This window comes from Kibdelosporangium persicum (assembly GCF_013280595.1).
Lineage (GTDB): Bacteria > Actinomycetota > Actinomycetes > Mycobacteriales > Pseudonocardiaceae > Kibdelosporangium > Kibdelosporangium persicum.
In genome coordinates, this window is record NZ_JAAATY010000042.1 from 44,857 (window position 1) to 67,317 (window position 22,461).

At 69.2% G+C, this 22,461-nt stretch carries 17 protein-coding genes; 10 read left to right on the forward strand and 7 right to left on the reverse strand.

All coding sequences use genetic code 11. From position 1 onward, the window contains the following. Positions 1–61 precede the first annotated feature (61 nt). Complete coding sequence (locus tag GC106_RS42125) at positions 62–643, forward strand: GNAT family N-acetyltransferase (RefSeq protein ID WP_173141795.1); 582 nt, start codon at positions 62–64, stop codon at positions 641–643. On the opposite strand, the gene dpgD is transcribed toward GC106_RS42125, so the two are convergent. Genes dpgD through GC106_RS42150 form a run of 5 tightly spaced genes read right to left on the reverse strand, consistent with a single transcriptional unit; the run spans position 644 to position 5,348 of the window. Then, positions 644–1,432: an enoyl-CoA-hydratase DpgD gene (gene dpgD, locus GC106_RS42130; protein ID WP_312873320.1), complete on the reverse strand. Its 789-nt coding sequence runs from the start codon at positions 1,430–1,432 to the stop codon at positions 644–646. It abuts the gene before it with no gap. Further along, on the reverse strand, positions 1,425–2,753 hold the full coding sequence (gene dpgC, locus GC106_RS42135; RefSeq protein WP_173141797.1) for a (3,5-dihydroxyphenyl)acetyl-CoA 1,2-dioxygenase DpgC: 1,329 nt from the start codon (positions 2,751–2,753) through the stop codon (positions 1,425–1,427). Before dpgC ends, dpgD begins: the two co-directional genes overlap by 8 nt. 4 nt (positions 2,754–2,757) lie before the next feature. Further along, a complete protein-coding gene (gene dpgB, locus GC106_RS42140) occupies positions 2,758–3,432 on the reverse strand; it encodes an enoyl-CoA-hydratase DpgB (RefSeq protein WP_173141798.1) in 675 nt (224 codons plus the stop codon). 54 nt (positions 3,433–3,486) lie between these two features. Further along, positions 3,487–4,542, reverse strand: a complete 1,056-nt coding sequence (dpgA, locus tag GC106_RS42145) for a 3,5-dihydroxyphenylacetyl-CoA synthase DpgA (RefSeq protein WP_312873321.1) — start codon at positions 4,540–4,542, stop codon at positions 3,487–3,489. A 56-nt stretch (positions 4,543–4,598) separates the two neighbouring features. Further along, a complete protein-coding gene (locus GC106_RS42150; protein ID WP_415830218.1) occupies positions 4,599–5,348 on the reverse strand; it encodes a HalD/BesD family halogenase in 750 nt (249 codons plus the stop codon). Between the two features lie 324 nt (positions 5,349–5,672). On the opposite strand from GC106_RS42150, the gene GC106_RS42155 reads away from it, so the two are divergent. Genes GC106_RS42155 through GC106_RS42190 form a run of 8 tightly spaced genes read left to right on the forward strand, consistent with a single transcriptional unit; the run spans position 5,673 to position 16,350 of the window. Further along, complete coding sequence (locus GC106_RS42155) at positions 5,673–9,341, forward strand: non-ribosomal peptide synthetase (protein WP_173141801.1); 3,669 nt, start codon at positions 5,673–5,675, stop codon at positions 9,339–9,341. Positions 9,342–9,355: 14 nt separating this feature from the next. Next, positions 9,356–10,804, forward strand: a complete 1,449-nt coding sequence (locus GC106_RS42160; protein ID WP_173141802.1) for a condensation domain-containing protein — start codon at positions 9,356–9,358, stop codon at positions 10,802–10,804. 54 nt (positions 10,805–10,858) lie between these two features. Further along, positions 10,859–11,695, forward strand: coding sequence for an AfsR/SARP family transcriptional regulator (locus GC106_RS42165; RefSeq protein ID WP_173141803.1), 837 nt, complete (start codon positions 10,859–10,861; stop codon positions 11,693–11,695). Then, positions 11,692–13,422 (forward strand): non-ribosomal peptide synthetase, encoded by a 1,731-nt coding sequence (locus GC106_RS42170; protein WP_173141804.1) that lies wholly within the window; start codon positions 11,692–11,694, stop codon positions 13,420–13,422. Before GC106_RS42165 ends, GC106_RS42170 begins: the two co-directional genes overlap by 4 nt. After that, the gene (locus tag GC106_RS42175; RefSeq protein ID WP_173141805.1) at positions 13,419–14,189 is read left to right on the forward strand and encodes a thioesterase II family protein; all 771 of its coding nucleotides are present in this window, start codon (positions 13,419–13,421) and stop codon (positions 14,187–14,189) included. Before GC106_RS42170 ends, GC106_RS42175 begins: the two co-directional genes overlap by 4 nt. Then, the gene (locus GC106_RS42180) at positions 14,182–14,382 is read left to right on the forward strand and encodes an MbtH family protein (RefSeq protein WP_173141806.1); all 201 of its coding nucleotides are present in this window, start codon (positions 14,182–14,184) and stop codon (positions 14,380–14,382) included. The genes GC106_RS42175 and GC106_RS42180 overlap by 8 nt, the downstream gene beginning before the upstream one ends. Positions 14,383–14,394: 12 nt before the next feature. Continuing rightward, positions 14,395–15,585, forward strand: coding sequence for a cytochrome P450 (locus GC106_RS42185; RefSeq protein WP_173141807.1), 1,191 nt, complete (start codon positions 14,395–14,397; stop codon positions 15,583–15,585). A gap of 30 nt (positions 15,586–15,615) precedes the next feature. Next, positions 15,616–16,350 carry a sulfotransferase-like domain-containing protein gene (locus GC106_RS42190; RefSeq protein ID WP_173141808.1) on the forward strand — a complete coding sequence of 245 codons (735 nt, stop codon included), beginning with the start codon at positions 15,616–15,618 and terminating at the stop codon, positions 16,348–16,350. Positions 16,351–16,355: 5 nt separating this feature from the next. On the opposite strand, the gene GC106_RS42195 is transcribed toward GC106_RS42190, so the two are convergent. Both GC106_RS42195 and GC106_RS42200 read right to left on the reverse strand, forming a co-directional pair. Further along, positions 16,356–16,928: a GNAT family N-acetyltransferase gene (locus GC106_RS42195; protein ID WP_173141809.1), complete on the reverse strand. Its 573-nt coding sequence runs from the start codon at positions 16,926–16,928 to the stop codon at positions 16,356–16,358. Between the two features lie 37 nt (positions 16,929–16,965). Then, entirely contained in the window at positions 16,966–20,940 is a 3,975-nt protein-coding gene (locus GC106_RS42200) for a non-ribosomal peptide synthetase (protein WP_173141810.1), read from the reverse strand. Between the two features lie 101 nt (positions 20,941–21,041). On the opposite strand from GC106_RS42200, the gene GC106_RS42205 reads away from it, so the two are divergent. After that, a complete protein-coding gene (locus tag GC106_RS42205; protein ID WP_173141811.1) occupies positions 21,042–22,451 on the forward strand; it encodes a condensation domain-containing protein in 1,410 nt (469 codons plus the stop codon). Positions 22,452–22,461 lie beyond the last annotated feature (10 nt).

Genomic DNA, 22,461 nt, shown 5'->3' on the forward strand with positions numbered 1-22,461 from the left:
CAAGCGGGGACACGTGGGCCGGTTCTTTACTGGTGTGCACGTGGCTGCTAGCGTCACCGCCGTGTCTCTCGAGGTTCACCCGGCCACCGCCGACCGCTTCGACGATGTCGCGACGCTGCTGCGGCCGCGCCGAGAAGACGCGCCTGCCTGCTGGTGCCTCTACTACCGGCTGACGTCCAGCGAGTTCAACAAGCTCAAGGGCAAAGAGCGCCCGCAGCACATGCGGGACCTGTGCGAGCGGGAGCACTCTCCGGGCATGCTCGCCTACGTGGACGACACCGTTGTCGGCTGGTGCGCACTGGGACCGCGGACGGAGATGGGACGGCTACAGCGCTCCCGCACGATCCCCAAGCTGGACGACCGTCCTGTGTGGAGCATTGTGTGCTTCGTGGTACGGGCGGGCTACCGGCGCAAAGGCGTGGCCCGCGCTCTGCTGAACGGCGCCATCGACTACGCCCGTGACTGCGGGGTGGAGGCCCTCGAGTCCTATCCCGTCGACACCGACGGCGCACGGATCAACGGCTCGTTCGCCTACGTCGGCACCGTGGGAATGTTCGAAGCAGCGGGCTTCGAACGGGTGCTGGAGACTGCGTCCCGCCGCGCCAACCTGCCCCGCTGGCTCATGCGGCTCGAACTGTCCTGATCACTCCGCACGCCACCGCGGGTCACGTTTCTCGACGAACGCCCGCGGTCCCTCTTCGGCGTCCCGGCTGCGCATCCGGATGTCCTCCCAGGGGTACCGAGTCGTGAACGCCTGCGCCAGCGGCAGGTGCGCCGACGCCGCGGCGGCTTGCTTGATCGCCCGCACGGCCAGCGGAGCGCACCTCAGGATGTCGGTGACCCAGCCGGCCACGGCGGCGTCCAGTTCCTCTGCCGGAACGACTTCGTTGACCAGACCCAGGTCGTACGCCCGGCCGGCGCTCAACGACCGGCCGGTGATCAGGTGCCCGATGGCTGTCCGGTACGGCAACTGCCTGGTCAACCGGAAAACCCCGCCGGCGCCCGCGATCAGGCCAAGACGTGCCTCGGGCAGAGCGAACGTGGCGTCCGCCGAGGCGACGATGACATCGCAGGCCAGGGCGAGCTCGAACCCGCCGCCGAGCGCGTATCCGTTGACCCTGGCCACAACCGGCTTGGACAAGTCGAACCGCTCGGTCAGGCGTGGCCAGCCCGGCTTGCCGCGGCTGCCGAAGCTGGCGGCCGGGGTCCCGTTGCGGACCAGTTCCTTCAGGTCCTGCCCTACCGAGAAGGCACGGTCACCGGCCCCGGTCAGAACCGCCACCCACACGTCGTCGTCCCGCTCGAAGTCGTCCCAGATCTCCGCCAGTTCCTCGTGAGTACGCAAATCCATGGCGTTCAGCACGTGCGGGCGCGACAGCGTGACGTACCCGACTCGGTCCCGTTTCTCGTAACGGACACGCTTTTCAGCCACGTTCACCGTCCGCCTGGGACTGGAGGGCGAACCGTGCGGTCTTGGCAAGCACGTCCGCGTCGTGGATCCGCAACGCCTGGGCGAGCGCGAACTCCGCGAGGTACTCGCGGAATCTGTCGCCGGGTTCGGCCGCGAGCCGGAGCATCCGGCGATTGGCCACCACCGCGGGGCCGTTGAGCCGTCGCACACCCGATTCGATCGCGGCCCGCATGTCCTGGGGTTCCACGACTTCGTCGCAGAACAACCCGCCATCGGGTTCCTGCGCGTGAATCGTGCGGCCACCGAGAACGAGCTGCCGCGGCAACCGTCCCCAGCCGGACCGGGCCAGCCGCAGGTTGGCCAGGCCGGGGATGATTCCCTCGTTCGCGGCGGGCAGGCTGAAGAAGGCCCGTGACTCGGCGATGACGTGGTCGACGACCAGCAGCAGCTGCGCGCCACCGCCGATGGCGAACGAGTCGACCGCGGCGATCCACGGCTTCTCCAGTGCCGGCCGCGGCCAGGTGTCCGCCACCAGACCGCGAGCGATCTTGTTGAGCGGACCGAGTTCACGGCGGAGCAGGAAGTCCACAAAGGATATCCGGCCCGCGTTGAGGTGCTTGAGGTTGATGCCCGCGCTGAACACCCGCTTGCCCGCATGCCGGGGATGCGACATCTCGCCGCCGCGCAGGACCCCGACGCCGACCTCGTCGTCCAGCAGCACGAGGTCCACCGCTGTCTCCAGGTCTTCGGTGAGCCTGTTGTCCTCGGCGTTGAGGGTGTGGTGGTTGCGGAAAGTCACGTGCGCGGCGGCGTCGTGGCGCTCGATCAGGACCGTGCCCAGATCGAGCCGGCCGAAGCACTGGAAGTCGGCGAGCAGCGCCAGTGCCCGGGGCGTGGGCTTGCGCATCACGTCAACGAGATGCCGCCCCGGGCCTGGTGCCGCGAGCACGGCACGGAAGAAGATCGCCTGGTCGATCTCCCTGCCTTCCTTGCCCGCCTGGTCATGTCCGGCCTCCGCGGCCATCTGCGCGCGTGTCGGCACCAGGCCGGGAAAGGCATCGGCCACCGCGAAAACCAGCTCGGCCAACCGGAGATCGGCTGTCCTGCCGTCGGTCACGGTGTCGTACACGACCGTCGCATGGGCTTGCAGGAACCGGGCGCGTGCGGCACGGCAAGAGTGATGGATCCGATCGGCGCGATCCTGCTCCTGACGGCCGCGGCTGGGTTTGGCCGCCAGACCGGCCAGCAGTTCCTCCCCGGTGGTGACATGTCTCGTCAACGCGGTCAGGTCGGCGGTCAGCTCGCCGGTCACAGCAGGCTGGGCGAGGATCGTGTCGTCCATCGCGTCAGTCCGGACGGGTCTGTCGCAATGCCCGGTCACAGGCCGCGAGATGAGCGCCGAGGGCGTCCTCGAAGCTCATCGTCGCGGCGTCGAGCAGCAACCTGCGGCGTACCGCCACGTCCACGCCCGCGTCGCCACTGAGCGCCGCCGACCTGGTCCGCACCGCCTCGACCGCCGCGTCGCGATCGTCCACGAGTTCGTCGACCAGGCCGACCTCGAGCGCCCGCTGCGCGGAGAACGACTGCTCGAACAACAGCACAGCCCGGGACCGGGCCACCCCGAGCTGGTTGGCCAGCCGGTACAGGGCCATGCCCGGCCATGAGCCACCCGGACCGACCGGCACCGCCAAGCGCAGGTCACGCAGCCCGATCCGGTAGTCACCGGCGAGCAGCAGTTCCAGTGCCGGGCCGCCGCAGTTCCCGCCCGCCACGGCGATCGACGCCGGACCGAGCCGCTCCACCCGCCGCAACGCCTGCTCCCATTTGCCGACCAGGTGCACGTTCACCTCGCCGGGCCACGGCCGTCCGGCGCCGGGCTGGTCGGTGCCGTTGACGCGGAGCACCGCGACCAGACCGGCAGCGAGGTCCTCGACGCGGTCGCAGAACGCGTGCACTGCCGCCACCAGTTCAGGCGACAGCGACACGTCACTGTCCACGTCGAGGACGAACTCGGTGTCCATGCCGAGTGTCACTATCCACCGCCTCTGCCAACGAGCCGCGATGTCCCTGGCCGCTCAATAGCGCACCAGCGCGGCTTCGATCGTCGATCCGGGGCCCATCGTCAGGAAGACCCCGTGATCCCCTTCGTTGATCGCGCCCTCTTCGAGCAGCCGTTCGTAGGAGAACAGGAAAGATCCGCTGGAGAGGTTGCCGAAGTCCTCGAGGACGCCGACCGTGTGGCGCACGTCGTGCCGGCTCAGCCCGAGGTTCACCACCATCGAGTCGATGACTTTCCGGCCGCCGGAATGGATGGTCCAGTGCCGGATGTCGCTGCGCCGCAGGCCCGTGCCGTCCAGCAGCCGGTTGACGATTCCCTCGGCGTTCGAGCCGACCACGTAGGGAATGTCCCGGTCCAGGAAGAAACTCAGCTTCCCGTGGTCGTCGTCCCAGTCGAACCGCATCGCCTCGATGGCGTCGGGAATGAGGCAGCTGGCGAATTTCAGGATGGTGGCGCCGGGACCGGTGCGCTCCGGCCCGGCGACCAGGGCGACCGCCGCCGCCCCGTCGCCGAACAAGCTGTTCACCACGGCCGTGCGCATGGTTCCGTCGACCACGTACGCCGCTGAGCAGGCCTCGATGCACACCATGACGGCCACCTGGCCCGGGTGGGCGCGGGCCCACGAGGCGACCGCGCTCAGCCCGTTCAGCCCGGCGTTGCACCCCATTCCCACGATGTCGATGCGGCCGCAACCGTGCCAGAGACCAAGTTCGCGGATCAGCAACGCGCTGAATCCGGGAGTCAGAAACCCGGTCGACGAGACACAGCACAGGTACTGCACCGCGTCGAGGGTGAGTTCCGCGTCCTTCAGGCAGGCCTGAAGGGCCCTGGCGCCCATGTCGATACCGGAGTCGCGGTGTTTCCTGACCAGTTCTCCCTGGGTCTCCACATACCTCGTGCCGTCCGGTCCCGCACCGGGCAGGTTCAGATACCGGCGTTTGATCGCACTGTTGTGGAATACCGAACGGATCCGTTCGTCGTCGATCCGGTAGATGTCCAGCAACTCGTCCTGGGTGTAGGAGAACGCCGGAACCGCCGTGCCGACTCCGCGTATTCGCGGGGCCGTTGTCACCGCTGTGCCGTGACTGTCCACAACCACCCCTCGGCTCGATGGCGATGACACAGGCACTAGCTGAACATGGCTTCCATGGTCTCGTGGGTCTGCGTCTTGAGCCGGTCGGACTCGCTGCCCCAGCAGGTGTTGAGGATGATCCGCGTCTTCTCCTCGTTGAGCGGGACCGTCCGGTGCAGCGTGGTGTCCGAACGCAGGAAGTACAGGTCACCGGTCTGATGCGCGTACGTCTTGATCGGGTGGTTCACGAGGTACTCGTGTACCCGCGGGTTCTCCTTGTCCCAGTCGGTGTGCGGTACGCACTGCAACATGCCGCCGTACTCGAGCGCGGGCGCCTCGATGATCCAGATGACGGTGAACGAGAAGTCACCCCAGTGCCAGCCGTGCGTGTCGCCCTTCTTGTGCTGGCGGATGATGACGTACTTCTCGTCCTCCCACGGGCACTCGACCACCGGCTGGGCGGCCACCTGCGACAGGAAGCCGGTCAGCACCTCCGACTGGTACACCGCCGGGATGAGGTGGCCGTCCTCGGCGATGGACTTCTGGCTGACGGTGCTCATGTACCTCGGCGAGCTGCCGGTCTCCTTCATCAGCAGGTCGATCCGCCGGGCGTGCAGGTCGATCAGGCTGTAGACCTCGTCGGACACCTGCCTGAACAGGTCCTCCGGCACCAGGCCGGTGAGCTTGACGTAGCCCTCACGGCGGAAGTGCTGGGACAACGCGCGGACCGAGTTCGGATCGCGGTAGCGCTCGGCGATGTGCTCGGCGAGCCGGTCGTCGAGCTGGCTGGGTGTAATGGATTGCACGGACAACGTTGCCTCCACTGGTCCACGCCGCCTTGCCGCGTCCGTTGCCGGCCGCGGAGTCGGCGAAACTGATCACCGGCAACGTAAGTTCGCCGCAGTGACGAAGCGGTTATCACCGGCCGGGGCTCAACACATCGTTGACCAGGAGATCAGCGGCCGTGACGATGCACCGGACCTGCGGATCCACAACGCTGTTCCTCGTGGAATCACTGACATCTCCCGCTCCGCGCCCGATCGATCGCACCGACTGGCCCTGGTGACCGTCCCGCCCGGCGCCACCGGGCCGCGAACCACCCCATCGACGGCACCGGAAAGGTGACACCAGTGATCGTCTCCGGAACCTCGTACGGCCCGGAAGCACCCGCCACGGTGTTGCCTGCGCAGCTGGAGACCTGGTTCGCCGAACAGCTGGCCGGGACTACCGCGGTTTTCCACCGCGGCAAGGCTTTCCGGTTCCTCGGCCGGGTCGACGCCGACCGCCTCGCCGCGGCGATGACCCACGTCATGCGCAGGCATGAGGCGCTGCGGACGACGTTCGAGAGCGTGGACGGAGTCCCCCTGCCGCGCCGGTCCGACCTGAGGGCCGACGTCGTGGTGGTGGACACGGACGGGCTCACCGACCGGCAACGTGCCGCGTTGGCCCGTGCCCAGGTGTCGCACCCGTTCGACTTACCGCACGGTCCGCTGGTACGAATCCGGCTGTACCGGTCCGGCCCCGAGGACCATCTCCTTGTCCTTGTCGCGCATTCGATGGTGTGCGATCTCGAATCCCTCGACATCGTGCTGGCCGATCTGTGCGCCGCCTACACGTCGGCCTCTCCCGGGCTTGTCCGTCTGCCGGCTCCGGCCGGGCCGTCCTGGTCGGCGGCCGCGGCCGCGACCCGGGAATGGCTCGGCACCGGCGCGGCACTGGATTCGCTGTCGTACTGGCTGGCCCGGCTGGCCGGCGTGCCCGATCGGGTGGCGTGGCCACGGGCCCGGCCCGGTGGTCAGGCCGTCACCGTGTGCCGTCCGGTCGGCCCCGGCCTCGCGGCAGGCGTGGCCGGCCTGGCCGCACGGCACGGGACGACGTCGCAGACGGTACTGCTCACCGCGCTCCGGGTGCTGCTGAGTCGGTACACCGGTCAGCCGGACCTGCTCATCGCGACGCCGATGACCATGCGCACCGACCAGACGGCCGGTGTCGTGGGTCAGCTGGGCAATCTGGTGGTGCTGCGCAACGACCTCCGCGAGAATCCGAGCTTCGCCGAAGGGCTCGCGGACGAGCACCACGGCAGCAGCCGCGTGGGGCAGGCCGGGAAGTTCCCGTTCGCGTTGCTGGCCACTGCCCTGAAACCCAGCACCAGCCCGGCGTCCGGCTCCGTCGTGCAGGTCCACTTCCACGACGAGCCCGCGCCTTCGGCGGGCCCGGCATGGCCCGGCGTGCGGGTTGACCAGGTCGCCCTGGACCTGCCGACAACGATGTGCGATCTGTCCCTGACCGCACGCACGCATCACGACGGCACAGTCCGGGAACTGGTCTGGGCGAGCGCCACCGGCGAACTCGACGACGTGAGTGTGCGCGATCTCGCCGACCGGTTCGTGATCCTGCTTCAGGACGCGATCACCAACCCGGAGAAGCGAGTCGCCGAGCTGCGTGTGCTCTCCCCACGCGACGAGAGGGCGCTCGACCGGTACAGCAGCCCGGCCCCGTTGCCGGTGCCGGAGCAGGCGACACTGAGCCTGATCGACCTGGTGTACCACTGGGTCGGCCGTTCCCCGGACACCGTGGCGATCCGCTGCGGCACGGATGCCTTGACGTATCACGAGTTCGGTGCGCTGAGCAAACACATCGCCCAGCGAATCACCGACCTGCGCCTGCCACTGGAGACCCGGGTGGGGGTGTTGCTCAGCCGAAGTGCGGAACTTCCGGCCGTGTTGCTCGGGGTGGCGCAGGCAGGCTGCACGGTCGTGCCGCTCGATCCCACGCACCCACCAGACCGGCTGGCCTATGTGCTGCGCGACTCGGGCGCCCGGGTGCTGATCACCGACGGCATCGTGGACGGGCTGGTCATCGACGACAGCGTCCGGGTGCTGCCGTTGGCCGCGCTGCGCACCGGGATCACCGAGTCTGTCGACGGACCCATCACCTGGCCGGCGGATCTGCTCGACCGGGCGGCATATGTGCTGTACACGTCCGGCTCGACCGGGACGCCCAAAGGCATCGCGGTGACGCACCGAGGTCTGGCGAACTGTCTGCTGGCCACCCGTGAACTGCTCGGTTTCCAGCCCGGGCAGAGCCTGCTCGCGGTCACCACGATCTCGTTCGACATCGCCACGCTGGAGCTCTACCTTCCGCTGATCTCCGGCGGCCAGACGGTCGTCGCGGGCTCGTCGGCCGCCCGCGACGGCGACGCGCTCAAGGACCTGCTTGCGGCGGTCAGGCCGGACTTCATGCAAGCCACGCCGATGACCTGGCAGATGCTGTTCCTGTGCGGCTGGCCCGGCGACCCTGACCTGGTCGCGCACGTCGGTGGCGACCTCGTCACGCCGGAACTCGCGGCGCGGCTGACCGCCTGCACCAAAGCCATGTGGCACACGTACGGGCCGACCGAGGCGTCGATGTACATGGCCTGCGAACCTGTGCCGCGAGGACCACAGCCACCAGTCCTGCCCATCGGCAGGCCGATCGGGGGCGCCGGTGTCCTCATCGTCGACCGGTGGCTGCAGCCGGTGCCGCCGGGAACCGTGGGGGAACTCTGCATTCGCGGGGTGTGCCTGGCTCGCGGCTATCCCAGCATGCCGGGCTTCACCGCGACACGGTTCATCCCGGACCCGTTGCGCCCCGGCGAGCGCGTCTACCGCACCGGTGACCTCGCCATGCTGCGCCCGGACGGCCGCATCGAGTTGCGTGGACGCAACGACCGTCAGGTCAAGATCCGAGGACACCGCGCGGAGCCGGGCGAGGTCGAGACGATTCTCGGCAGGCACCCCGACGTGGCCATGGCCGCGGTGGTCATTTCGGGAACCGGTTCGGACAGCTACCGGATCGTCGCCTACCTCCAGCCCACGGAAGAGGCCGGCGAGTCCGTTGTGGACAACGTGAGGGAGTACGCGAGCCGCCTGCTGCCCGCGTTCCTGGTCCCGTCCTCCTATGTCGTGGTGAAGTCCATGCCCCTCAACCCGAACGGGAAGACCGACCGGGCCGTGCTCGCCCGGTTGTCGGCCTGGCCTCCCGCGGTCGACCACAGGCCTCGACGGCAGAGCCGGGAGGAGGAGTGGGTCACCACCACGTGGTCGGCCGTGCTCGGTACCGCCGAGGTGTCGGCCGCGAGCTTCTTCCGGCAGGGCGGTGACCTGGTGCGGGCCGCCAAAGTCGTGGCACGGGCCAAGCAGGAGCTCGGGATCGACCTCGCGCTGGAGACAGTGGTGGAATCGCCGACCATCCCGGCGCTGGCGCGCCGCATCCGGTGCGCCATGGTGCGTGGCGGCAGCCCTCGCGCGGACGTCACGAGTTCGTGGCTGGCCGAGTCCGCGGGCCGCCTGCCGCCGCTGGTGTTGCTGACCCGGCCGGACGATCCTTCGGACTACACCGGCCTCGCGGCGGCCTTGGAGCCCGGCCGCGGAATGTGCCGGATCGACGTACCCGACGAACACGGTCTAACCACCCGGGAACAGTTGTCAGGCCTGCTGACCGTGATCGGGTCCGACTCGGTCGTGCTCGCCGGACGCGGCGACGGCGGCAGGCCCGTGCTGCGCACGGCCTGTGCGCTGTACCAGGAAACCGGACTGCTGCCGCCGGTGCTGGTCCTCGGTGGCGCACCGCCCGACCGTGACGCGGTCGCGGGCTACCGGGGCTCGGTGTACTGGGTCGCCGACGTCCATTCGATCCGGACGACCGGCCGCGACCTCGGCCGCAGACCGTCGGTTGTCGCCCTTCCCGGCGGCCCCGAGGAGCTCTTGGGCGACGCGAACTGCACCCGTGTCGCGGGGGTCGTCGCCAGCATGACCTGACGGAGACGAGAGGCATGACCGACGACCTGTTGACCCGTTTCCTCGCCCTGTCCCCCGCTGACCGCCGCCAGTTGCTGTCCGGCGACGCCGGTCCGACCGGCCCGCGAGCCAGCCAGATCCCCGCGGCCCCGCGTGGACCATGGCCCGTCCGCTTGCCTGTCTCGCCCGGCCAGCAAGCACAGTGGATGATGTGGCGGATGGCGCCGGACAGCGTCACGTACCACGTGCCCGCGTGTTACGAGATCACCGGCCCGTTGGTGCCAGCACTGCTGATCAAGGCCGTCAACGCGGTCGTGGCCCGTCACGAGATCATGCGCACCACGTACGCCCAGGAAGGCGTGCGGGTGATGCAGGTGATCCACCGGGATCTGCCCGCCGACGTGCGGATTGGCACGGCGGGTTCGCGCGAGGAGGCAGTGGCGCTCGCGGCCGTGGCCGCCCGTGAGCCGTTCGACCTGCGTAACGGTCCCCTCGTACGGGTTCGGCTGTGGCGTTTCGCGCCGCGACGGCACTTGCTGCTGCTCTTGCTGCATCACATCACCGTCGACGAGCGTTCGTCGCGAATCCTGGAGCGCGAGCTCGCCGTCTATTACCGCGCCGCGGTGTGCGAACAGCCGGCGGCGCTTCCGCCGTTGCCGGTGCAGTACGGCGACTACGCGGTCTGGCAGCGCACCCTGGACTCGGACGCCGACCTGGTTTACTGGAGTAAACAGCTACGCGGCGCGAAGGACATGCGGCTGCCATCCGATCATCCGTGGCCTGCCGTGAGCACGTTGCCGGGCGCGACCGTGCAACTGCCGCTACCCCATGGCCGGGAGGCACTGGCCGACCTGTCCGCCCGGCTCGGTGGCACGCCCTTCACCGCGCTGGCCGCGGCGTTCGCCGTGTTCCTCGCCGGGGAGACCGGGACGGACGACGTCTTGTTCGGCTGCCCCGTGGCCTGCCGCACCGACAGCGCGATCGCCGAGTTGATCGGATACTTCATGAACTCCGTGGTGTTGCGGATTCGTACGGCGCCGTCAGTGACCTTCGCCGAGCTGGCGACCGAGGCCCGTGATGTGGTCGGTGGCGCGCTACGCCATCAGGCCGCGCAGTTCCACGACGTCGTCACCGCGGTCGGTGCCAAACCGGGCGCGTTCCACAATCCCTTGTTCGACGCCATGCTCGTGTTCCTGTCGGGCGACCAGACCGGCCACCACGCCTCGCTCGCGCCGGATCTGCCGATGCGGCCGGTCATCCTGCCCATGCCCAACGCGCACCGGTACATCACCTTCACCGTTGTGGAGGAGCCTTCGGCCGCGACGCTGACCGTGCATTACCCGAGCGAGGCCTACACGAGCAGCACCGTCGAACGCTGGGCAGGGCGGCTCAGCCGTGTCATCGCCCGCGCCGCGGCCGAGCCCACGAAGACGGTCGCCGACTTGGTCTCCTCGCCGGGGACCCTTGAGCACACCGGTCGATAACTATAGTGTGTTTACTGTAGTTATTTTGACGGCAGAGGTGTGCAGGGAGATGCCATGCTGCAGGACGGTGCACCACCAGACCAGGGCCGAGGCACCACGGTGAGAACCCTCGGCCAGTTCAGCGTCGTCATCAACGGCATCAGGATCGAGCGCTGGCGCGCGGGCCGGGCCCGCCAGTTGTTCCAGTGCCTGCTGACCGAGGCGGGAAAGCCGGTGTCCAAGGCGACCCTGATCGACTCGGTCTGGGGGGATTCGACCGCCCGGTCCCCTGACGTCTCCCTCAAGGTGGCCGTCTACCACCTGCGTAACCTGATCACCGACGCACATCGCCGCGGCCACGGCAGCGGGCGGCCCCAGTTGTGGATCGACCTGCACCGCAACGGTTACTCGTTGACCGCGAGCGAGGCCGTGATCGACGTCGACGATTTCGAACGCGCACTCGACGCCGGCGCTCGTGCGGCGAAGGCGGGCCGTGAACGCGAGGTCCGCAGGCACTACCGCACCGCCGTCGATCTCTACACCGGCTCCTATCTGCCGGAATGCCAGGACGTCTGGGCGATGGTGCGCCGTGAGCAACTGAAGGACCGCCTGCTCGGCGCCATCGACGAGCTGACCCTGCTGGCACGGCGGGACGGCGACCGGACCGTCATGCCCGAGCTGCACCAACGGATGCTGCAGATCGATCCGTGCCGCGAGGAGAGCTACCGGGAGCTGATGCGCTGGCACGCCGGGGCGAACCAGCCGTCACGCGTGATGCACTGGTACTTCACCTGCGCCAACCAGCTGCGCACCCAACTCGGCATCGAGCCCGACCGCAGCACCAGGCAGCTGTTCTACGACGCCGTCCGTGGCGATCTCGCCGCCAGGACCGGTGGGCCGGCCGAGCGATGAACGGCTATCGAGGCGCGCGGCGGCTGATCGACGCCGTCGAACTGGCGGCGACTGACACACCGGACGCGGTGGCCGTCACCGCGCCGGACGGAACCTTCACCTTCGCCGAGGTGCTCACCCGGGCCCGGCAGCTGAGCGGCGCCCTCGCCGACGTGCGCGGCGAGGAGTCGGTAGGACTCTACCTCGGCCGCTCGCGGCACATGGTGCCCGGCCTGCTCGCGGTGTGGCTGGCCGGCGCGTCAGCCGTCCTGATGGACCCGGCCCACCCGGCCGAACGCATGAAGTTCCTGCGGGAGGACGCCAACCTGCGGCTGGTCGTCGCCGAGCGGCCGCCCGACGGATTGGCCCCGACCACAACGCTCATCAGCCCGGACGCCACCGGCCCGCTCTCGGCACGTCGCCCTGTCCATCCGGAGAACCGCGCTTACCTTGTGTACACCTCCGGCACGACCGGTCGGCCGAAGGGCGTCGAGACCAGCTACCGGAACCTCGACACGTTCCTGGACGCGCTGGCCCTGCTCCGGCTGGAGCGTGGCGGGCTCGGTCTCAACGCGGTGTCCCCCGCCTTCGACGGCTGGCTCTGGTGCACGTTGCTGTACCTGTTGCACGGCAAGGGTGTCGCGATCGTCGACCCGGCAGGCGACCAGAGCCTGGACGCCACGCTCGCGACACTCCGGACCGACACCGTGAGCCTGACCCCATCGCTGCTGGCCACCTTGAAGGCACCGCTGCCGACGACCAAAGTCCTTGTCGTCGCGGGTGAAGCGTGCCCACCGGCGATGGCACGGCGATGGCAGGCCGGCCGTCGCCTTCTCAATGTGTACGGCCCGAGCGAAACGACGATCGCGGCAACCTGGGCGGACACCGCCGCCGGGGACGACCCCACCACGATCGGCCGGCCGATGCCGGGCTACCGCGGGTACGTGCTGGACGAACGGCTCGAACCGGTGGCCGCCGACGAGATCGGTGAGCTGTACGTCTCGGGCCCGGCGGTCGCCCGTGGCTACCGCAACCGCCCCGGCCTGACGGCGAGCCGGTTCCTGCCGGACCCGTTCGCCACGGGGAGCCGGATGTACCGCACCGGCGATCTGGTGCGGCTCGACGAGCACGGACGGCTGCATTTCCTCGGCCGGGCCGACAACCAGGTCAAGCTGCGAGGTTTCCGGGTCGAGCTCGGCGAAGTCGAGCGAGTGGCCGCCCAGGTGGCCGGGGTCGCCGCGACGGCCTGTTTCGTCGCGACGGCGGGGGATGTGCTGGGGCTGGCGTTCGTGGCCTTGGCCGGCCATGATCCAGCCGTTGTCGCGAAAGCGATCCGTGCACGCTGTGCGGAACTCCTGCCCGACTTCATGTGCCCGGCCACAGTGGACGAGGTCCCCGCGCTGCCGACCGCCCACACCGGCAAAGTCGACCGGACCGCGTTGGCCAGGGCACTGGCGTACTCGGATTCGGGACGGTCACCCGGCGACGGCCGCCCGCCGAGCACTGCGCGAGAACACCAGGTGTGCGAGGTGTGGGCCAACCACCTCGGCAGGCCGGTGACGGACGTCGACGGGAACTTCTTCGAACTCGGCGGCCATTCCCTGCTCGCCGCCCGTGCGGTCGCCGAACTGCGGCGCAGGACCGGCCTGCCGGTGTCAGCCCGTCACCTGCTGTCGAACCCCACAGCCGCGGATCTCGCCGGCGAGTTGGACCGTCTTGCCGCACAACACGAGATGTCCGCGCCATGACCGGCTCGTATCTGGTGTCCTGGCAGCCCGACGATCCCGGTCGGCCACTACTGCTGTGCTTGCCGCCCGCGGGTGCGGGCGCCGGGCAGTTCCGGGTGTGGCAACAGCGATTCGGTCCGGTGGTGCAGGTCGTCGGGGTGCAGCTGCCGGGCCGGGAATCACGCTGGCCGGAACCCCATCCGTCCTCTGTGGACGCCATGGTCGGCGACGTGCTCACGGAACTGCTGCCAAGGCTGCCTGCCGGACGCGGCCTCACGGTCTACGGGCACAGCTTCGGCGGGCTGCTCGGCTACGAGATCGTCCGTGCCCTCGGCGACCGGCACGGGCTTCGGCCCACGGCACTGGTCGTGGCCGCCTGCCGGCCACCGCACATGTGGGTGGACGCCGGGCACACCTTGCTCGACGACGTGCAAGAGGTGAGCCGGCTGCTCGAAGCGCGCCCGGGCATGGCCGACATCGAGGAGGAGGACCGTGAGCTCTGGCTCGACCTGCTGCGCAAGGACGCCGTGTTGTCGCTGTCCTTCACCGGCCCCGGTGACGTTCCACTGAGCTGTCCCATCCTGGCCTGGGCCGGGGACGAGGACAGCATCGCCGACGCCGGGCAACTCGACGGCTGGGGCGGCTACACGGCGAGCACGTTCCACCGCACCACGTTCGCCGGGAACCACTACTTTCCCGACACCCAGCTCGATCTGATCCTTGACCGGCTCGGCGAGCTCGCCGGAGGGCCGGCGCTGACCGAGGGAGCACGAGACCGCAGTGGCTGACAAGGCTTTCGACGAGTGGACGGTCCTGATCAACGACGAGCAGCAGTACGCCCTCCACCCGGCCGGACACGGTCCGCCGCCGGGCTGGCGCCCGGCCGGATTCACCGGGTCCGAGGCTGACTGCGTGCGGCACGTCGACGAGCACTGGACCGACATGCGGCCGCTGAGCCTCCGCAAGGCCATGGACGGCTGAGGAGGTGAAGCGGTGCACGTGGACCTGAAGGATCACAGTCTGTTCGCGGCCAACCGGCACCTTCCGGTACTGGACTGGCTACGGAAGAACGCACCGGTGCACTGGCACGAGGACCCGGCCGGGGGCGGTTTCTGGGTGCTCACCCGGCACCGGGACGTGACCAGGGTGTACGCCGACCACGAGACGTTCAGCTCCCGGCACGGGATGCGGCTCGACAGCGACCCGGACGCGGTGAAAGCCGTGTCCCAGCGCATGTTGATCGTGTCCGACCCGCCGACGCACACGGCGTTGAAGAAGGCGGTCGGTGCTTCGTTCGGACCGGCTGAGCTGCCCCGGCTGGAACTCCTCGTCCGGCAGGTGGTCCGGGAGGTGCTCGACGACGCCCTGGTGGACGGCCGGGTCGACCTCGTCGATGTCGTGAAGACGATCCCCAACCACGTGGTCTGCGCGATCATGGGGCTGCCCAGGAGCGACTGGGCCTGGATCGGCGAGATCACGACCGGCGCGTTCGAGTCCGGTGACGAGTCGGAGCGAGCGGGTGCGCACGCGGAGATCTTCCTGTACTTCTCCGAGATCCTCGCACGTCGCCGGGCGGACCCCGGCGACGACTTCATCAGCAGAGTCGCGTGTGGACAGTCGGGCAGCCGGGCGCTGAGCGACGAAGAGGTGGTGTTCAACTGCAACGGCGTGCTGGCCGGGGCGAACGAGACCACCCGGCATTCGGCGGCGGGCGCGGTGCTCGCGTTCATCGAGCACCCTGACCAGTGGAACCGGCTGCGCGAAGGCGGCCCGGCGGCGATTCCCGCCGCCGTCGAGGAGATCCTGCGCTGGACCACACCTGGCGTGCACGCCTTGCGGACAGCGACCCGGGACACCTCGGTCGGCGGGGTGCGGATTCAGGCCGGTGATCAGGTCACGGTGTGGAACGCCGCGGCCAACCACGACGACGAGGTCTTCCCCGAACCCGGCCGGTTCGACATCGCGCGTACGCCCAACCGGCATGTGACGTTCGGGCACGGCAGGCATGTCTGCGTCGGCGCTCGGCTCGCCCGGCTCGAACTGGCCGTCTACCTCGAAGAGCTGATCGGCCGGGTGGCGGCGGTCGAGGGATGCGGTGCGCCGGTGTTCACCGCGTCCAACTTCACCTGGGGCCTGCTCAGCCTGCCGGTTGACGTGCGGCTGGCGGCCAGGCCGGGACCATGACAGTGTCCGTGCGGCAGAAGGAGAGATGGCATGACGAGAGCTGGCAACCGGCGGATCCTCGCCTTGTGGAGCGCGCCGCGGTCGAGGTCGACGGCGTTCCTGCGGATGATCGTCGAACGCGGCGACTTCGAGGTACTGCACGAACCCTTCTCCGGCCTGGCCGACTTCGGGCAGGCCGTGGTCGCGGGCACCACGGTCGTCACCGAGCACGACCTCATCGCCGCCATCCGGTCGCGTGCCGGCCATGGGCCGGTGTTCTTCAAGGACACCACGGACTTCCACTACCCCGGCCTGCTGGCCGACGACGAGTTCCTGCGCGAGGCGACACACACCTTCCTGATCAGGGACCCGGCCGAGGTGATCGCGTCGCACTACGCGCTGAACCCGGACGTACGGCTGGAGGACATCGGATTCGGCCGGCTGAGTGAGATCTACGACGCTGTCGCCGCCCAGACCGGCGAGCCGCCCGTGCTGATCACCGCGGAAGACCTCGTGGAGCGTCCCGCGGAAACTGTCCGGGCGTACTGCGACGCCATCGGTATCCCGTTCGTCGCGTCCGCCTTGGCCTGGCGGCCCGGCGTGCTGAACGAGTGGCGCAGTGCCCAGCGGTGGCACGAATCCACCAGCCGCACCAACGGTTTCACCGGAACCCGTGCGTCCTATCCGGACACGGTGACGAACAACCCCGTGCTGGCCGGGTTTCTCGAACACCACCGCCCGTACTACGAGAAGCTCCGGCAACGGGCGCTGCCCGTGCCGGGCTGAGCCGCTCAGCCCTTGAGCTTCCGGCGCATGATGACCCGGCTGCCTGTCGAGGGCTCGCGGTAGACCGAGAACCCGGCCTTGGTGAACAGGTCGATGGTGCCGGCGGAGAGCACCGACTTCTTCTTGGGGTTGGTGCCGGCGATGGGATAGCCCTCGATGACGGTCGCGCCCTGCGCGCGAGCGTGCTTGACGGCCGCCTCAAGCAGGTTGCCCGCCACCCCGGCGCCTCGGCTCTCCTTCTTGACGTACACGCAGACCACCGACCACACGCCCGCGTCCTCCGGGTCGGCCGGTTCTAGGCCTTTGGTGCGGAACACCCGCTTGTACACGGTGCGTGGCGCCACCGAGCACCAACCGACGGGCTTGCCGTCCTGATACGCCAGAACGCCCGCCTGGCCGCCGGAACGCACCACCTCCTCGAGCACGGCCTGGTTGTCCGCCGGGGTCTTGCCGTTGGCCTCCTGGTTGGTCAGCCGCCAGAACGTGCACCAGCAGCCCGCGCTGCCACCGCTGGGTCCGAACACCTCCGTCACGTCGTCCCAGCTTGTGGAGTCCACGGACCGGGTCCGGATCGCCATCGGTCACCCTTCCTGTAGTTCACGAGAACGTGGGTCGTCAGCCTGCCGACAGCCGGTTCAGCGCCGCCGAGACCTCGTCGGCGGAATACTCCCCGATCTCGTCGTCGAACAGCCGGTCTACCAGAGCCGCCTGAGCCGTAACGGTGTTGTGGGTGAAGAACTCGGCGACCGGGATGACGATGCCGAACAGCTCCTCGACCCGTGCCGCCAGCCCGGTCACCACCAGTGAGTTGCCGCCGAGATCGAACATGCTGACCTCGGTGGGCGGGTGGTGGACGTCCAGCAGTTCCCGCCAGATGTCGCTGATCTTCCGCTCGGTCTCGGTCAGCTCACGCTCGGTCGACTCCGCCGGCTGGGCGTCCTGGGCGGGGACGGTCCGCGCGAGGGCCTTGCGGTCGACCTTGCCGCTCGGGGTGAGCGGGAAGCGGTCCACAAAAAGGAACCGTGCCGGGATCATGTACTCCGGCAGTGTCCGGGCCAGCCGGTCCCGCAGCTCGCCCGCGGACAGCCGGGCATCGTTCGCCGGCACGCAGTAGGCGATCAGCCGTGGCCCATGCCCGTTGGCCTCCGGCCCGTCCTGCAGGACGACCGCGGCGTCGGCGATCCGTGCCTCACCGCAGATCTGTGCCTCCACCTCACCGAATTCGACCCGGTAGCCCCGGATCTTGACCTGGTCGTCGGTCCTGCCGATGAAGTCCATCCGCCCGTCCGGCCGTTTGCGACCGACGTCACCGGTCAGATAGACCCGGCCGGTCGCCAGCTCGGGGAACCGCTCCGCGGTCAGTTCCCGCCTGCCGAGATAGCCCTGGGCGAGACCACAGCCGGACACGCAGATCTGGCCGGGAACACCCACCGGCAACGGCCTCAGCCGGGCGTCGACCACGTCGATCGCCGCCCCGTCCCTGGCGAACCCGATGCTCGGCAACGCGGGCCATCCGGCCGGGTCCGGGTCGAGCAGTTCGGCGCTGGCCGGATGGGCTTCGGTGGGCCCGTACTGGTTCTCCAGGCTCGCCCCGGTCCGCGTGAAGAACTCGCGAATGGCCGGCGTGACCCGCAACTGCTCGCCCGACGTGATGACCTCGCGAAGCTGCGCGGGGTAGCGACCGAGCCGCACCGCCGTCTCGGCGAGCATCCGCAGCGCCACGAAAGGCACGAACAGCCGGTGAATCCGGTGAGCGTCAAGATAGTCGAGCAACTGGCGCGGATCGCGCCGCGTCTGTTCGTCGACCAGCACGATCGTGCCGCCGGTCGCCCAGGTGGAGAACACCTCCTGGAACGAGGCGTCGAAGCTGGCCGGGGAGAACTGCAGGGTGTTCCAGCCGGGTCCGGCCGCCGAACGCCGGGCTTGCCAGCCGAGCATGGTGGCCACTGGTTTGTGCGGCATCGCGACACCCTTGGGGCGTCCGGTCGAGCCGGACGTGTAGATGACGTACACGAGATCCTGCGGGCTCACCGCGGGAGTGTCAGCGGATTCGGGCGTGCCCTGGGGAACACCGTCCAGGCTGATCACCCGGCAGCCGGCCGGGACGGTCAGCCGGCCGCTGAGGTCGGTGTCCTGGATCAGGACGTTCGCGCCGCTGTCGCTGAGCATGAAGTTCAGCCGGTCGACGGGGTACGTGACATCGAGCGGCACGTAGCCGGCGCCTTGACGCAGTGCCGCGAGCATGGCCACGACGAGATGCGGGGATCGACGGCAGTGCAAGGCGACCAGCCTGGCACCCGCCAATCGCGGTGCGAGCGCGGCCGCCGCCTGCTGCACCTCGCGGTAGGTCAGCCGGCCGCCCGGCCAGGACATCGCCACGTCGTCCGGCCGTCGCCGGGCCGTGTTCTCGAAAAGCTCGTGAGCGAAGGTGGTGTCGGCATGCACCTCGGCCGGTTCGGCGATCCGGCCGGTTTCCGCCTCGGTCGGGCCGATGTCCAGGTCGCCCACGCACTCGTGCGGCCGGGCGACGGCGTCGGCCAGCAGAGCGCTGAGGGCGGTGGTGATCCGGGCTGCCGTGTCCGGGCCGTAGAGGTCGGTGGCGTACTCGATCGTGCCCTGATAGCCCGCGCCGACGGCGGTCAGGGTGATGGCCAGGTCGGTTCCCGGCCATCCGGTTGTCATCTCGACGATTTCCGTGTCCGCATCCCCCAGCCGTGGCGCGGTCGTCTGCTCGTCGTCGAGCCGCACCAGCACCCGGAACAACGGCGACCGGCCGAGGTCCGCTTCAAGCGCGGCCGCCGAGCCGACGGCGTGCTCGAGATCAGTGACCTGCTGGGCGGCGGCGCGCCGGGTGAGCGTGGCGAACGATGCCTCGGGGTCGATCCGCTGTGCCAGAACGACTGTCCGGGTCACGTTCCCCACCACCCGGTGGGCGTCGGCGCCGACCCGGCCGGACACCACGGCACCCACCGCGGTGTCACAGACTTCGCCGGCCTCCGGGCTGACGCGGGCCAGCAGGACTCGGACCGCCGTGGCCAGCACGGCGAGCGGCGTGGTGGAGAACGCCGACGCGTGCCGTCGAAGCGCGGTCGCCACTTCCGCCGAAATCTCGAACCGATGGACGCCGCCGGACCGGGGCGCCGGATCGCCGCCCGCCTCCGCCTCGGCGATCTGGTCTTGCGGCCACGTGCCCGCTGCCGGGAGGTCCGCCAGCCGCTCTTCCCAGTATCGCGAGTGGGTCGTCTGGTCGGGCGGAACCGGGGCAGGCGCGGGCTCCAGCACGCCCTCGGCGTAACCACTCTGGAGATCGGCGCACAGAATCCGAGCAGAATGTCCATCGAGGACAGACGGGTGGGTGGCGATCGCGAGCAGCCACTGGTCTTGGCCGGTGGCGAACAACGCGCAACGCGCCAACGGACCGTGCTCGTCGATGGGCTGCCGCAGAAATGCCTGTATCGCGGCGGATTGGTCGTCGTCAGCCGTGGTCGGCCGGATCACGTCCAGCTCGCCGCCGCGCAGTGCGGGATGACGGTCCATTGCCGCGGCTGTCGCCTTGCCGAGCCTCTCGACGTCCAGCGACCCGCTGACGCGCAGGACGATCGTGGAGTTGGCCGTGGCGACAGGGGATTCGACGACCAGCGGCCGTTGGCGTTCACTCGTCCCGACCGGACCGGCGACCTCGACAGCGTCGTCCTTGGCCACTGTCGCACTGTGCAGGATCCGTGCGACGTCGAGCACGAACGGTGGGCGCAGGAGTCCATAGTGGTCAATGGGCAGCTCGGTCACCGTGAGCTCGCCGGTCACCACCTGGCGCCAGGCCTTCGCGGAGTCCGGGCCGTGCCAGACGGTGGCGCGGATGAGGTGGACGGGATGGTCGTAGGTGCCTGGCTGGTAGTCGTCCAGCGCCAGGGTCGCGTTGCGGTACGTGCGATAGCGGTCTTCCAGGTCGGCCGGGGTGAGCCCGAGCGTGAACCCCCGGGCCGCCATCTGGGCCTCGGCCACGGTGAGCGCCACGGTGGCCGAGCGCTGCCAGATCTCCGCGTCGAAGTCGAACTCCGCCGGGTCCCGGCCGGCCGACCGGATCAGGTCGTGCACGAAGAACTCGACAAACTGGGCATCGGTCCGGCTTTGGCCTGCGTAGATCGCCGGTTTGGTGGTCGAATCGATCAGCACCACCGGCGGCGGTTCGACGGTCTTCGCCACCTGCCTGGCCATCTCGTAGGCCAGCACGCCGCCCATGGACCACCCGGCCAGCACACCCGGCCGCAATCCGGCGGCATCGAGCAGCCCGAGGTAATGGGTGGCCAGGTCCGGCACGGTCGGCGCCTCGGCTCCGCTGAGCAACCGGTCGGCGGTCACCGCCACGCACGGCGCGTCACCAGGGAGCTGTTTGACAAGGTCCACGTAACAGAGGACCTGCCCGCCGACCGGGTGGATGAGCACGATCGGGTCGCCAGTGCCCGGCCGCAGGCGCTCGAGCGCGCCGTTGTCCACCTGTTTGCCCCGGTCGGCCAACAGCAACGACAGCAGCCGGCGCTTGCGGTCGGACAGTGCGGCCACCCTGGGCTGGTCGAAGGGCTCGGTCGGCATCGGTGACCCTCTCTCGCGCGACTACTTACCCCAGTAACTGACATCAGTTACAGTAGTGGAGCACTGTGGGTAACTCAAGTCACTACGGGACGAGGAGCGGGATGAGCGAGCTGCGAGACCTTCCCCCGGCGGAGCGCGGAAAACTGCTCGCCATGCTGCGCTCGCAGCGGGACAGCTCACGACAGGTCCGGCTGCGTGCACGCGGTTCGGGCATCGAGGCGCCACTGTCGGCCGCCCAGCGCACACTGTGGTTCCTCGACCGCCTCACATCCGGCACGAACGCGTACAACCTCGTTCACTACTACCAGATCAAGGGCGAGGTGAACGTCGACGCACTGCGCGAGGCACTGCGGGCCGTGGTCCGCCGTCAACAGATCATGCGGACGTGCCTGCGGGACAGTGCAGGCGGGCCGATCCAGATCATGGTGCCCGAGGTGCCGGTCGAGCTTCCTCTCGTTGACCACGCCGGGAGCCTGGTCGACTGCCTTGAACGTGCGCGGCGTGAACTCGCCGTCGACCGGATTCCGTTGGATCACGTGCCGTTGTGGCGGACGAAGCTCTATCGCTACGGGCTCGACGAGTACCTGTTCGTGTTCACCATCCACCACGCTGTCTATGACGGAGGCTCGGAGCCGGTCTTCTGTGCCGAACTGGCCGAGCTCTACCGGGCCCAGCTGACCGGAACCCGCCCGATGCTGCCGGAGCTGACCGTGCAGTACTCCGACTACGCACACTGGCAACAGGAACGCCTCGCGGGCGACGAACTCGACGAGCTCACCGACTTCTGGCGCGGGGAACTCGACGGCGCACCCGAACTGCGGCTGCCCCTCGACCGGCCAAGGCCCGCGGAGTTCGGTTACCGCGGGCAATCCGTGGAGGGCCCGCTGCCCGCCGGCGTGCCCGATGCGGTGCGCGGGCTCGCGAACACCCTGTCCACCACCACGTTCGTGGTGTACATGGCGGCGTTCTGGGTGTTGCTGCACCAGTACTCCGGTCAACGCGACCTGGTCGTCGGCACTTCGATCTCCGGCCGAGGGCGTGCCCAGCTGGCGAACCTGCTCGGCTTCTTCGTCAACGTGGTCGCCTTGCGCGGCCAGTTGTCCGATGACGCCGGCTTCCGCGACACGATCCGGCAGGCGGAGACGAAGCTGCGGGCGGCCATGGCCCACTCGGATCTGCCGTTCGAGCGCGTGGTGCACGCCGTCGCGCCAGAACGCACCTTGTCCGGCTCGCCGCTGTTCCAGGTGACCTTCGTGACCACACCGGACATTCCCGCACCCAAACTGGCCGGAACGCAGGTGCAGCAACTGTTCCTCAACCACGGCATCGCCCGCTTCGACATGAGCTGGGTCGTGGTCGAAGGCGGCCAGCCGGGAACAGCCGTGCAGTTCAGCACCGAGATCTACGACCCGTCCACGATCGCCGCGATGATCGAGCACTATGGCCGGCTGGTCGGCTGGCTCGTCGAAAACCCCGACAGGCCCCTCCACGAAGCCCCCACCCCCTCGTGAGTGTTTATCA